At 71.4% G+C, this 12,579-nt stretch carries 10 protein-coding genes; 4 read left to right on the forward strand and 6 right to left on the reverse strand.

Annotated features, from left to right (window positions below; translation table 11 throughout):
• Positions 1–100: 100 nt before the first annotated feature.
• On the forward strand, positions 101–1,369 hold the full coding sequence (locus tag ACNF49_RS19060) for a calcium-binding protein (protein WP_482944542.1): 1,269 nt from the start codon (positions 101–103) through the stop codon (positions 1,367–1,369).
• Positions 1,370–1,384: 15 nt separating this feature from the next.
• Positions 1,385–3,631, forward strand: a complete 2,247-nt coding sequence (locus ACNF49_RS19065) for a hypothetical protein (RefSeq protein ID WP_482944543.1) — start codon at positions 1,385–1,387, stop codon at positions 3,629–3,631.
• A gap of 36 nt (positions 3,632–3,667) precedes the next feature.
• Here ACNF49_RS19065 and ACNF49_RS19070 read toward each other — a convergent pair whose 3' ends face one another.
• The 4 genes from ACNF49_RS19070 to ACNF49_RS19085 all read right to left on the reverse strand — a co-directional run bounded on the left by ACNF49_RS19070 (position 3,668) and on the right by ACNF49_RS19085 (position 6,749).
• Positions 3,668–4,537, reverse strand: a complete 870-nt coding sequence (locus ACNF49_RS19070; RefSeq protein ID WP_482944544.1) for a CAP domain-containing protein — start codon at positions 4,535–4,537, stop codon at positions 3,668–3,670.
• A gap of 165 nt (positions 4,538–4,702) precedes the next feature.
• Positions 4,703–5,383 carry a DUF6879 family protein gene (locus ACNF49_RS19075; RefSeq protein ID WP_482944545.1) on the reverse strand — a complete coding sequence of 227 codons (681 nt, stop codon included), beginning with the start codon at positions 5,381–5,383 and terminating at the stop codon, positions 4,703–4,705.
• A 93-nt stretch (positions 5,384–5,476) separates the two neighbouring features.
• Complete coding sequence (locus ACNF49_RS19080; RefSeq protein ID WP_482944546.1) at positions 5,477–5,959, reverse strand: DUF1707 SHOCT-like domain-containing protein; 483 nt, start codon at positions 5,957–5,959, stop codon at positions 5,477–5,479.
• Between the two features lie 55 nt (positions 5,960–6,014).
• Positions 6,015–6,749 (reverse strand): PadR family transcriptional regulator, encoded by a 735-nt coding sequence (locus tag ACNF49_RS19085; RefSeq protein ID WP_357965068.1) that lies wholly within the window; start codon positions 6,747–6,749, stop codon positions 6,015–6,017.
• 311 nt (positions 6,750–7,060) lie between these two features.
• On the opposite strand from ACNF49_RS19085, the gene ACNF49_RS19090 reads away from it, so the two are divergent.
• Both ACNF49_RS19090 and acnA read left to right on the forward strand, forming a co-directional pair.
• Positions 7,061–7,789, forward strand: coding sequence for a metal-dependent hydrolase (locus tag ACNF49_RS19090; protein ID WP_482944547.1), 729 nt, complete (start codon positions 7,061–7,063; stop codon positions 7,787–7,789).
• A gap of 145 nt (positions 7,790–7,934) precedes the next feature.
• Complete coding sequence (acnA, locus tag ACNF49_RS19095; RefSeq protein ID WP_482944548.1) at positions 7,935–10,664, forward strand: aconitate hydratase AcnA; 2,730 nt, start codon at positions 7,935–7,937, stop codon at positions 10,662–10,664.
• A gap of 153 nt (positions 10,665–10,817) precedes the next feature.
• Here the strand turns inward: acnA and ACNF49_RS19100 are convergent, their stop codons facing one another.
• The gene (locus ACNF49_RS19100) at positions 10,818–11,612 is read right to left on the reverse strand and encodes an ABC transporter permease (protein WP_482944549.1); all 795 of its coding nucleotides are present in this window, start codon (positions 11,610–11,612) and stop codon (positions 10,818–10,820) included.
• A gap of 38 nt (positions 11,613–11,650) precedes the next feature.
• The gene (locus tag ACNF49_RS19105; protein WP_482944550.1) at positions 11,651–12,565 is read right to left on the reverse strand and encodes an ATP-binding cassette domain-containing protein; all 915 of its coding nucleotides are present in this window, start codon (positions 12,563–12,565) and stop codon (positions 11,651–11,653) included.
• Positions 12,566–12,579 lie beyond the last annotated feature (14 nt).

The following is a 12,579-nucleotide window of genomic DNA, read 5'->3' on the forward strand; positions in this document are numbered from 1 at the left end:
CGGCTCGGCCAAGCAGGCCGCCGCCGACAAGGCCGACGCGATCGAGGGCAACGGCGGCGCCGACGCGCTGCTCGGCGACAACGGCTCGCTCGTCCGCACCGTGACGGGCAACGCCGAGAAGGTCTACACCGAGCGCTACCCGGCGGGCCAGGCGCCCGCGGACGCCACCCGCGTACGCAGCCACGACCCGGCCCTGCCGGGCGACTCGACCAGGTTCTGCACCCAGGCCCAGGCCACCTGCGAGCCGGCCGGCTCCTACGGCGCCGACCACCTGTACGGCGACGACGGCGACGACGCGCTGTGGGGCCAGGACGGCGACGACACCCTGCAAGGCGGCCAGGGCGACGACGACCTGTTCGGCGAGCTGGGCGACGACGACCTGTCGGGCGGCGCGGGCGAGGACGCCATGCTCGGCGACCGCGGCGGCGTGCTGAACGAGCGCATCGACGCCTCCGACGCCCAGCGGCTCGGCTTCACCGTCAGCCTCAACGCCCCGCCGAAGGAGACCTACAAGGGCTTCCAGCCCGGCACCTACGACCGCCGCACCGACCTGCTGCACGACACCGACGGCGACACCTGGACGGCCGGCGCCCTGCCGCACGACGGTTTCGCCAAGGGCGGCGCCGACCGCATGCGCGGCGGCCCCGGACGCGACAGCATGCACGGCGGCGCCGGCGACGACCTGGTCAACGGCGACAGCGGCGGCGACGAGGTGTTCGGCGGCGACGGCGACGACCTGCTGTGGGGCGGCAAGGGCTGCGACCCGGCCCTGGACGCGGCCACCGCGGACTGCCTGTCGGGCGGCACGTTCGACCCGGCCGCCCGCGGCACCGGCGACCGCTTCGTCGACCACGTCTTCGGCGGGGCCGGCGCGGACCTGCTCGACTACAACCCGCGCGGCTCCTACCCCGGCTCGTGCGCCCCCGGCAAGATGCCGGAAGGCGAGCTGACCACGGTGGTGGACCCGTGCGCGTGGTTCCGGATGACCGACAAGGACAACGCCGCCACCGCCGACGACCAGCACCACCAGGGCGTGGACTGGCAGTACGGCGGCGCGGACCGCGACGTCCTGCAGGGCGACCGCACGGCCAACGGGCCCAACCCCGGCGACAAGATGATCGACTGGAACGGCAACTTCAACCTCTACACCCACTGCGGCCCGGCCAACGGCGGACACAACATCGTCCGCCAGCACTCCCCGGCGATGCTCGACTTCCTGGCCAAGGTGGCCTGGGGCGCGGGCGCCGGACGGAGCGCGGGCGACCCGTCGGGTTCGCGGGAGGTGGCCGTCCCGGTCTCGGGCGACAGCGGTTCGCCCTATCCCACCTCACCTGGCCACTTCGACTCGCCCGTGGCCTGCGCGGGCTGATCAGGAGACATGCCGATGTCACGCCGACTGATGGCGACCATCCTGGCGGGGGTGCTGGCGGCCGTGGGGCTCACCACGGCCCCGGCCCACGCCGCCGCACCCGGACAGCCCTCCTGCGTCCCGGGGGACTGCTTCACCGTCGACGTCTCGCTCGACCGCGCCCCCGCCGTGGGGCAGAGCGCGAAGCTCACGGTCGAGGTGACCCCGAAGCAGGACATCCCCGACGCGACCACGACCATCGACCTGCCCGACACGCTCCGGTGGGCGACCCCGCCCGCCGGGCTCGCCCGTACCGCCGCGATGATCGGCCTCAGCCCGGTGGATCGGGCCACCGAGACCCGCCGCGCCCGCGCGGGCAAGCCCATCAGGTACGAAGCGGTGGTCACGGCGGTCAGGCCCGGCCCCGCCTCCATCCGCGTGGAGGCCCGCGACGGGCGGCCGGGCCCGAGCTCCGACGGGCTCGCCTACCTCACCCTCGGCGCGCGGTCGTCGACGTTCGGGATGCCGAACGACAGCCGCGGGCACCGTCCGGAGCGGCGGAAGGCCGTGACGTCGTCGGCCGCCGACACGTGCGTGCAGGGACGCGTCACGTACGCCAGGACGGACGGGTCCGTCGTGGGCGTGCCGATGGCGGAGGTGGACGCGTTCGACACCGACGCCGGCGGCCGGCTGACGCTCGGCTGGGCCGAGACCGACGCGAACGGCGCCTACAAGGTGTGCTTCCCCGGCACCGAGGAGGACGGCACCGGCCAGGACGTCAACATCGAGGTCAGCCCGGTCAGCTCGTACTGGAGCGTGGGCTCCTCGGAGCAGAGCGCCGACATCTACACCGGCGCGGGCCCGACCACGCCCGACGTCCCCGCCGGGACGTCGGCCACGGTCATCGACTACCAGAGCCCGCCCGGCGACCGGATGGAGGGGGCGTTCCGGCTCCACGCGGCCGCCTACGACACCTGGAAGGCGTACACCGGCTGGCTGAACGAGCCGGCCGACGACTGCTGGAAGCCGGGCGAGGCGAACTGCCAGTCCGTGACGCTGATCTGGCGGCCGGACAAGGTCCTGAACACGTCGTACTACTGCTCGGGCGGCAACGGCAAGGAATGCCTGGGCCGGTTCCAGATGAACCTGGACGCGTCGGAGCCCCTGCAGCCGATGACCGTCCCCCACGAGCTGGGGCACTTCATCATGGACTACACCTACGGCAGGATGCCGTCGGCAGGCGTCGCGTGCGGGGAGCACATCGTGTGGACCCCGACGGCCGACCCGATCTGCGCGTGGAAGGAGGGCTGGGCCGACTGGATCGCCGTCCAGACCTACGGCGACACGCACTACCGGTGGACCAGTTCCGCGATCGACCTGGAGAGCCCGCGCTGGTTCAGCCAGGGCTGGCCGACCGGCGTGGAGGCGGGCAAGACCGAGGGCCGCGTCGCCGGCGTGCTCCTCGACCTGGCCGACACCGGGACGCGCGACGAGAAGTACTGGGACATCGGCGGCATCGGGCCCGAGGGCGTCGTGGCCGAGTTCAAGAAGGGGTTCGCCCAGGACCTCGACCACTTCCTGAGCACGTTCGCCGCCCAGCACTACGACCTCACGCAGGGCGCGACGTTCCAGAACGCCATCAGCACGAGCCACGTCGAGAACCTGGCCGACCGGCATCCGGTGCGGTGGCCCGCCAACGTCCCGCTCCAGACGGCCTTCGTGACCACCCCGGACAAGTGGCACGTGGTCGCCGCCGTCACCGGCCCCGGCGGCGCGGACGTGGACCTCGCCACGACGCCCAACGCCGGCGGCGACGCCGTCAGGAGCGCCGACTGGACCTCCACCAGCACCGACTTCGTCGCGGTTCAGCCCAGCTCGGCCACCCGCAACTGGTTCGTCAACTCGGTCACCTCCGACACCGACTACGAGGAGTTCGCGATGGAGGTCACCGAGGCGGCCGCCGGCAACCTGGAGGCCGGGACGCCGCAGGAGTTCCCGATCGCGGCCGGTCGGCTGGTCGAGGTGCGGACGACGTGGATCGAGAAGGGCGTGCCCGCCACGCTCACGGTCGTGCCGCGCAACGGGCAGGACCTCGACCTCTTCGTGATGGCTCCCGACTCCGCCGCGTGGGGCCTGCCGCGTTCCGCCGCCCGCAAGTCCGCGAGCGGCGGCCCGAACAAGATGGAACGCCTCACCATCAGCGACCCGAAGGTGACCGGGCTGTACGCGGTCATCGTGGTCAGGAAGGCCGGTGACGGAAACGTCCTGCTGACCCGCGTCTGACCCACTGGGTGCCCCGCGCGGGGCACCCACCGGGGACTACCTGGCCGCGAAGTCCTGCGTCCAGTGGATCGGGCCCTGGCCGTTCCTGGCCGCGCCCACGCCGATCACCGTGTACCGGCAGTTCATGATGTTGGCCCGGTGGCCCGAGCTGTTCATCCAGGAGTTCATCACGGCGGCCGGGGTGGCCTGGCCCTTGGCGATGTTCTCGGCGAAAGCGGTCCCGCCGGTGAAGCCGGCCGCCCTGATGCGGTCCATGAAGCTGCGGCCGTCCTTCGAGGTGTGGTCGAAGTAGCCCTTGGCGGCCATGTCGGCGGAGTGGCCGTACGCCGCGGCGCGCAGCTGGGCGTCGTGCTTGAGCGGCCGGCAACCGCCCTTGGCGCGCTCGGCGTTGACCAGGCGCAGGACCTCGTTCTCCTCGGCGGTGCCCACCGTGCCGGCGGGGGCGGTCGCGGATGGCCCGGGGGCCGGGGTGGCCGTCGAGCTGGGCTTGGGGGTCGCCGTGGGCGTCGGGGCCGGGCCCGGGGCGCAGGTCAGCCTGACCGCCCTGGACGTCGCGCCACGGCCCCGGTGGTCGGTGGCGACCGCGTAGTAGACGCCGGGCGCGCAGGGGAGGGTGAGCGCGACGCTGCCGGACCGGGTGGCGCCGCTCTTGACGACGGGGTCGGTTCCCGGGACGGCGCGCTTGAGCCGGACACGCAGCAGCGCGTCCGTGCGGCAGCCCTGACGGGCGGCGGAGGAGACGATCTGGGCGGTGTCGTTGACGCGAGGCGTGGCCACGGTGACCCGGCAGCGGCCGGCGGCCTCGCTGCCGGCCGCGGCCGCCGTGCCGGCGTTCGCCGGGGTCATCGGCGTACCGAGTGCAGCCAGGCTCACCAGGCCGGCGAGTACCCCTAGGGGTCTGCGCATGGGGGCTTCCTCCAGTTGCGATGGACGCTGGATCGCACCGCATTCTGGTAGGACCGCAACCCCCGTGTCACGAAATTTGCGAAATTTCCCCTGAGGTCCGGGTAAACCAAAGTGTCATGAGATGCGTCCTGGCCCGTTCCACCCGGACCGGAACCCCGGCCGCGCTCAGACCCGGAACTCCTCCGTCCGGTGGGCGTACGGGGGCAGCGCGGCGCGCATCTCGTCGGTGACCGAGGGCGGCGGCAGCGGCACGATCTCCCGCCGGTGGAAGTCGCGCACGTCCTCGCCCTCGGCGAACAGCTCCTGGACCGCCCGCAGGCACGGGCCGATCACGCCGGGATCGGTGATGCGCCGGCCGCCCCGGCCGCCGCCGTACTCGTCGTAGAGGACCTCGTACATCAGGACGGGGGAGAAGATCACCAGCTCGGGCACCGGTTCGAGGGCGGCCACGCGCGCCGCGGGCACCACCCGGCAGGGGGAGCCCGCCCTGGCCCGCATGTCCAGCAGGTGCATCTCCCACTGCAGGTACGCGCTGACGGGGAACTCCACCACGCGCACCCGGCGCACCGGCATCCGGTGGCGGAAGTAGCCGGCCACCAGCGGCGCCATCTGCTCGGCCAGGGAGAGGGAGCCGGTCCAGTCGCCGTCCATCATGGCCCGCCAGCTCGCCACGTCCGGCTCGTAGAAGCTCTGGGCGCGCTCCAGCTTCCACAGGGGGACGACGCAGCCCGCGTGGTCGCGCTCGAAGGCAGCCAGGTAGCCGGGCGCGTCCAGGACGAGTGCGTCGGCGCCGCCCACCGCGGCGAACGGATTCGTGACGGCCACCACGGAACCCGGCTCGGTCATACGACGCCCCTTCGTTCGGTGAGATCCGCCCGCCAGATCATGAAATGTCAGTTGATTCTGGTCAAGGCCCAACGTCACGAAGGGACGCGAAGGTCACCCGCGGTAGTGAAAGCGGCGGTGCGCCAGCTTGAACACCGTGGCCACCAGGAAGACCGCCAGCAGGATCTTGAAGATGCCGAACCCGAAGACCAGCCCCAGCACCCCGAAGACGATCAGGAGGGGCAGCAGCGGGCCGGGGCCGTGGTGGCCGCGCCAGTGACGCTGGGAATGGTCATGCCGGCGGCCGGTCTGTCCGTGGCGCATGGCCTGCATCTGGTGGCGGTGCGCCTTCATCGCCTGGCGCCAGGCGTCCCGGTCGAACTGGGGCAGCTGCTCCGGCTGGGCGTAGGCGGGGGACGAGCCGGGCAGGTCGGCTGTCACCTGGGACAGGTCGCGGACCGTCTTGGAGGCCAGCGTCCGGTCGAGTCGTTCGTCGAGCTCTTCGTGGGTCAGGCGGCCCTGGGCGAAGTGCTCGCGCAGGGCCGCCATCGTCTGCTCGCGCTCGGCGTCGCCGATGCGGAGATCGTTGTGGTCCATGTCTGGTTCCTCGCTCTCCCCGAACCGGCCTGTCGTTGCGGAGCCGGTCACCTGGTTATTCCTCGCCCGGTTCGCCGTCGGCCAGGATCTGATAGAGCTTGCGCCGGGTCTCAACCAGAGTCTTACGCGCTTCGCGGATTTGTGCGTCGTTTCCGGTCTGAAGAACCTGCATCATGGCGAATGCCGACTGTCGGGCGATGTGCCAGAGATCGGCGGTGTTGTCGTCGATGTCCGGACGCATCTCGTCCCAGGGGGCGCGGACCTCGTCGGCGTGCGCGTCGATGTAGGCGCGGCCCTCGTCGGTGAGGCGGAAGGTCTTGCGGCCCTCGTTCTCCTCGGCGATCACCAGGCCCTCGTCGGTGAGCTGCTGCAACGCCGGGTAGACGGCGCCGGGGCTGGGCTTCCAGCCGCCCTCGCTGCGCTCGGCGATCTCCTGGATCATCTGGTAGCCGTTGCGCGGCTCCTCGGCCAGCAGGGCCAGGATCGCGGCGCGGACGTCGCCCCGCTTGGCCTTACGGCCCCGGCCGCCGCCCCAGCCGTGGTGCCCGCCCCAGGGCCCGCCCGGACCGAAGGGGCCGCCGCGGCCGAAGTCGAACGGGAACGGTCCGCCCGGCCCGCCGCGCCGGCCGCGTTGCCTGCGCTCGCCCGGCCCGCCGCCGCCCCGGTGATGGTGGTGATGGCCGCCCATCTGCTCGAAGGCGTCGGCCAGAGCCCTCAGCTTCTCGCGGGCCGCGCGCAGGTTCTCCCGCGGGCCGAACCACTGGTCGCCTGCTGCGTGTGCGTAAGTCATGCTCTTTCTCCTTATATCGCGATCTATTCTCGATGCGTCAACGATATATCGCTACTGTTTCGTTGGCAAGGCGAGGCCGAGAGTGAGCCAGATCACGAAAAAGTTGCGGAATTGGGGAACAGTCTTGGGATGTCCGCCGTTGAACAGAGCAGACGAGGTCGTTCCGCGTCGGCAGGGCTGGGGGGTGCTGTCGCCGCGGAGACGACCTCGTCTGCGTTTGCGGGTGTTTTCGTGGGGACCGTTCCAGCGTCAGGAGAACCTGGCGGCCGGGATCTCCGCGTAAAGCGGTTCTTTGCAATACAGTCCCGATCATGATGGGGCACACGCACGCGATGACCGGGGCGATCGCGTGGCTGGCGCTGGCGCCGCCGCTCGCCGCACTGCCGCTGCTGAACGAGAGCTCCCGGTTCATCGAGACCGGCATCATGGCCGGCGCGCTCGGCCCGGCCGAGCTGATCGCCGGAGCCCTGGTCTGCGCGGGGGCGGCCATGCTGCCCGACCTCGACCATCCCAGCGCGACCATCGCCCAGACCTTCGGGCCGGTCACCTGGCTGCTCAGCAAGTTCGTGTCCTGGATCAGCGGCGGCCACCGCGGCATGACCCACTCGCTGGCCTTCGCGGCGGCGTTCGGGTTCGGCGTCCACTGGCTGGTCAACACCTATCCGATCGCCCGTGACATCACGGTCGTGCTGATGATCGGGCTGGCCCTGCGGGCGATCGGCATCGGCATCCCGGGCAACAAGGCCGGGTCCATCATGATCAACATCGGCATGACGGCCGGGCTCTACGCCGTGTTCCTCTCCCTGAACGTCGGCTACGCCTGGCTCGGGCTGGCGGTGGGGGTCGGCTGCCTGATCCACGTCGTCGGCGACTGCATGACCGAACGGGGATGCCCGGTGCTCTGGCCGCTCGGCGCCAAGTTCGTGCTGCCGTGGAAGATCGGCATCAAGACCGGCAAGAAGTTCGAGCAGAAGATCCTCGCGCCGATCCTCTCCGTCGCCATCATCGGCCTGCTCTTCTGGCGGCTCGCCCCGCTTTAACTTGATGTCGAGATACCGTAGTAATATCTTGACGTCGAGACATCCGCCGCGAGCCCCGCAGGTTAGGTTCACCTAACGTACGTGTCGTTCCGTGGGTGCGGCAGGATTCAAGTGAGCAATTGTCTGATGGAGGAGGCGAATCACCGTGTCCGCGAACAGCTTCGGCAGCCGTGACACGCTACGCGTCGGCGACGCGTCGTACGAGATTTTCCGGCTTGACGCCGTCGAGGGCGCCGCACGCCTCCCGTACAGCCTGAAGATCCTGCTGGAGAACCTCCTCCGCACCGAGGACGGCGCCAACATCACCGCCGACCACATCCGGGCGCTCGGCGGCTGGGACCCGGCCGCGACGCCCAGCGTGGAGATCCAGTTCACCCCGGCCCGCGTCATCATGCAGGACTTCACCGGCGTCCCCTGCGTGGTCGACCTGGCCACCATGCGCGAGGCCGTGCGCGACCTGGGCGGCGACGCCGCCAGGATCAACCCGCTCGCGCCCGCCGAGATGGTCATCGACCACTCGGTCATCGTCGACTACTTCGGCCACCCCGACGCCTTCCAGCGCAACGTCGAGCGCGAGTACGAGCGCAACCGCGAGCGCTACCAGTTCCTGCGCTGGGGCCAGACGGCCTTCGACGAGTTCAAGGTCGTGCCGCCCGGCACCGGCATCGTCCACCAGGTCAACATCGAGCACCTGGCCCGCGTGGTCATGATCCGCGACGGCAAGGCCTACCCCGACACCTGCGTCGGCACCGACTCCCACACCACGATGGAGAACGGCATCGGCGTGCTCGGCTGGGGCGTCGGCGGCATCGAGGCCGAGGCCGCCATGCTCGGCCAGCCGATCTCCATGCTGATCCCGCGCGTGGTCGGCTTCAAGCTCAGCGGCAAGCTGCCCGCCGGCGCCACCGCCACCGACCTGGTCCTGACGATCACCGAGATCCTGCGCAAGCACGGCGTGGTCGGCAAGTTCGTCGAGTTCTACGGCGAGGGCGTCTCCTCCGTGCCGCTGGCCGACCGGGCCACGATCGGCAACATGAGCCCCGAGTTCGGCTCCACCTGCGCCATCTTCCCCATCGACGGCCAGACCGTCGACTACCTGCGCCTGACCGGCCGCTCCGAGGAGCAGGTCGCGCTGGTCGAGGCGTACGCCAAGGCCCAGGGCCTCTGGCTCGACCCGCAGGGCCCCGAGCCGGTCTTCTCCGAGTACATCGAGCTCGACCTCGGCACGGTCGTCCCGTCGATCGCCGGCCCCAAGCGCCCGCAGGACCGCATCGAGCTGTCGGCGGCCAAGGACGCCTGGCGTCGCGACGTCCAGAACTACGTGGCCGACGGCGTCGACGAGGAGGGTGAGGAGTCCTTCCCGGCCTCCGACGCGCCCGCCTCCAACGCCCGCGCCGACGGCGGCCGGCCGCACAAGCCGGTCCCGGTCACGCTGGCCGACGGCACGTCGTTCGAGATCGACCACGGCATCGTGTCGATCGCCGCGATCACCTCGTGCACCAACACCTCCAACCCGTACGTCATGATCGGCGCCGCGCTGCTGGCCCGCAACGCCGTCGAGAAGGGCCTGACCCGCAAGCCGTGGGTCAAGACCTCGCTGGCCCCGGGTTCGCAGGTCGTCACCGGCTACTTCGAGCGCTCCGGGCTGCAGCCGTACCTCGACAAGATCGGCTTCAACCTGGTCGGCTACGGCTGCACCACCTGCATCGGCAACTCGGGCCCGCTGCCCACCGAGATCTCCGACGCCATCCAGGCCAACGACCTCGCGGTCACCGCGGTCCTGTCCGGCAACCGGAACTTCGAGGGCCGCATCAACCCCGACGTCAAGATGAACTACCTGGCCTCGCCGCCGCTCGTGGTGGCGTACGCGCTGGCCGGCACGATGGACATCGACCTCGACAACGAGCCGCTCGGCCTCGGCTCCGACGGGCAGCCGGTGTTCCTGCGGGACGTCTGGCCCGCGCCGGAGGAGATCGCCGCGGTGGTCAACTCCTCGATCGGCCGCGACATGTTCGAGCGCGACTACGCCGACGTGTTCAAGGGCGACGACCACTGGCGTTCGCTGCCGATCCCGACCGGTGACACGTTCGAGTGGGACCCGTCCTCCACGTACGTGCGCAAGGCCCCCTACTTCGAGGGCATGCCGGAGAAGCCGGAGCCGGTGACCGACATCTCGGGCGCCCGCGTGCTGGTCAAGGTCGGCGACTCGGTCACCACCGACCACATCTCGCCGGCCGGCTCGATCAAGGTCGGCACCCCCGCGGCCCAGTACCTGCAGGCCAACGGCGTCGAGGTGCGCGACTTCAACTCCTACGGCTCGCGGCGCGGCAACCACGAGGTGATGATCCGCGGCACGTTCGCCAACATCCGCCTGCGCAACCAGATCGCGCCGGGCACCGAGGGCGGCTACACCCGCGACTTCACCCAGCCCGACGGCCCGGTGTCGTTCATCTACGACGCCTCGGTCAACTACGCCGAGTCCGGCACGCCGCTGGTGGTGCTGGCGGGCAAGGAGTACGGTTCGGGCTCCTCGCGCGACTGGGCGGCCAAGGGCACCGCGCTGCTCGGCGTGCGCGCCGTGATCGCCGAGTCCTACGAGCGCATCCACCGCTCCAACCTGATCGGCATGGGCGTGCTCCCGCTGCAGTTCCCCGAGGGCGCCACGGCGGCCTCGCTCGGGCTGACCGGCGAGGAGACGTTCGACATCACCGGCGTCGAGGCGCTCAACGGCGGCGGCATCCCGTCCACCGTGCACGTCAAGGCCGGCGACGTGGAGTTCGACGCGGTCGTCCGCATCGACACGCCCGGCGAGGCCGACTACTACCGGCACGGCGGCATCATGCAGTACGTCCTGCGCTCGCTGCTGGCCAAGTAGAACTTCCCGCGCCCGCGCCCGGTCAAGAGCCGGACGCGGGCCGGGGACGGGGCGCGGATCCTCACGCGCCCGCATCGGGGGTTTCACCCGACCCGTGAGAGCCGTCCGGCGGAACACCCTCCGCCGGGCGGCTCTCCGCTGTCCGCCGCGGTTTCACCGGCTGGACGTGCGGTAACGGTGGGTCGCCAGCGGGGCGAAGACGGCGATGAGCGCCACCGACCACAGCAGGCTCGCCGCGACCGGATGGTGCAGCGGCCAGACCGACCCCGCCGAGGTGGGGTTGCCGAACAGGCGGCGGGCGGCGGCCACGGTCGCGCTCATCGGGTTCCAGTCGGCCACCGGCCGCAGCCAGGCGGGCAGGCCCTCGGTGGGCACGAACGTGTTGGCCAGGAACGTCATCGGGAACAGCCAGCCGAACGTGGCGGCGTCGGCCTGGGCGCCGCTGCGCACGTACAGGCCGATGTAGGTGCCCACCCAGATCATCGCCAGGCCGAACAGCGCCAGCAGGCCGAACGCCGCCGCCGTCTCGCCCGGGGAGCCGTGCGTACGCCATCCGGCCAGCAGCACGGCCGCCGCGACCATGGCGGCCAGCGACATCAGGTGCATCGACAGGTCGGCCACGCTGCGCCCGATGAGCACGGCGCTGCGGGCGATGGGCTGCGCGCGGAACCTGTCGATGATCCCGCGTTCCATGTCCCCGGCCACCGCTGTGGCGGCCGCGGTCGCCGTCATGGCCATGACCTGCATGAAGATGCCCGGCATCAGGAAGCTGCGGTAGTCGCCGCCGCCGGGGAGGGTGATCGCGCTGCCGAAGACGTACCCGAACAGCACGGTCATGATGATGGGGAACACCAGGAACCCGGCGATCTCCCCCGGTTGGGCCTTCCACCGCGAGTACGTGCGGCCCGCGATGGTCAGGGAGTCGATGACGGTCCAGCGCAGGTTCATGCTCGTGGCTCCTGTCATGCGTGTCATGCGGTCAGGTGTCATGCGGTCAGGTGGAGGAAGACCTCGTCGAGGGTCGGACGGCGGAGCGCGAGGTCCTCGACGGCGATCCCGGCCGCGTCGAGGGCACGCGCGACGCGGACCAGCGACTGAGCCCCGTCGGGAGCCGGCAGGGTCACCCGCGTCCCGCCGCGCTCGGAGACGAGCTCAGACGTGGGCCCGAGCGTTCCGAGGGCCGTCGCCGCGTCGCCGGGGTCGCGGAAGACGATCTGGACGCGGTCGCCGCCGACCTGCTTCTTGAGCGCGCCGGGGGAGCCCGCCGCCGCCACCCGGCCCTCGCGCAGCACCACGACCTGGTCCGCGAGGTGGTCGGCCTCGTCGAGGTACTGGGTGGTCAGCAGCAGCGTGGTGCCCTCGCGGACCAGGTCGCGCAGCGCGTCCCAGAGCCGGCGGCGGCTGCGCGGGTCGAGGCCGGCGGTCGGCTCGTCCATGAACAGCACGGGCGGCGCGACGATCAGGCTCGCGGCCAGGTCGAGCCGCCGCCGCATGCCGCCCGAGTACGTCCTGACCAGCCGCCGCCCGGCCGCGGCCAGCCCGAACCGCTCCAGCAGCTCCTCGGCCCTGCTCCTGGCCCGCGCCCTGGACAGGTGGTAGAGGCGGCCGAACAGCTCCAGGTTGCGCCGGCCGGTCAGCAGCTCGTCCACGGCGGCGTGCTGGCCGGCCAGGCCGATGCGGAAGCGCAGCCGGGCCGCGTCGCGCACCACGTCGAGCCCGGCGACCTCGGCCCGGCCGCCGTCCGGGCGGAGCAGGGTGGCCAGGATGCGCACGGTCGTCGTCTTGCCTGCTCCGTTGGGGCCGAGCAGCCCGCACACCGTGCCGGCCGGGACGTCGAGGTCGATGCCCCTGAGCGCCTCCGTGGCCGCGTACCGCTTCCGCAAACCCTCCGCGTGGATCATCGCGAGGCTCCTTA

This window comes from Actinomadura sp. ATCC 39365, from assembly GCF_054392275.1.

Coding starts and splice junctions, on each gene's coding strand:
- ACNF49_RS19065 (WP_482944543.1), top strand. CDS start 1,385: ATGTCACGCCGACTGATGGCGACCATCCTGGCGGGGGTGCTGGCGGCC.
- ACNF49_RS19070 (WP_482944544.1), bottom strand. CDS start 4,537: ATGCGCAGACCCCTAGGGGTACTCGCCGGCCTGGTGAGCCTGGCTGCA.
- ACNF49_RS19075 (WP_482944545.1), bottom strand. CDS start 5,383: ATGACCGAGCCGGGTTCCGTGGTGGCCGTCACGAATCCGTTCGCCGCG.
- ACNF49_RS19080 (WP_482944546.1), bottom strand. CDS start 5,959: ATGGACCACAACGATCTCCGCATCGGCGACGCCGAGCGCGAGCAGACG.
- ACNF49_RS19085 (WP_357965068.1), bottom strand. CDS start 6,749: ATGACTTACGCACACGCAGCAGGCGACCAGTGGTTCGGCCCGCGGGAG.
- ACNF49_RS19090 (WP_482944547.1), top strand. CDS start 7,061: ATGATGGGGCACACGCACGCGATGACCGGGGCGATCGCGTGGCTGGCG.
- ACNF49_RS19100 (WP_482944549.1), bottom strand. CDS start 11,612: ATGAACCTGCGCTGGACCGTCATCGACTCCCTGACCATCGCGGGCCGC.
- ACNF49_RS19105 (WP_482944550.1), bottom strand. CDS start 12,565: ATGATCCACGCGGAGGGTTTGCGGAAGCGGTACGCGGCCACGGAGGCG.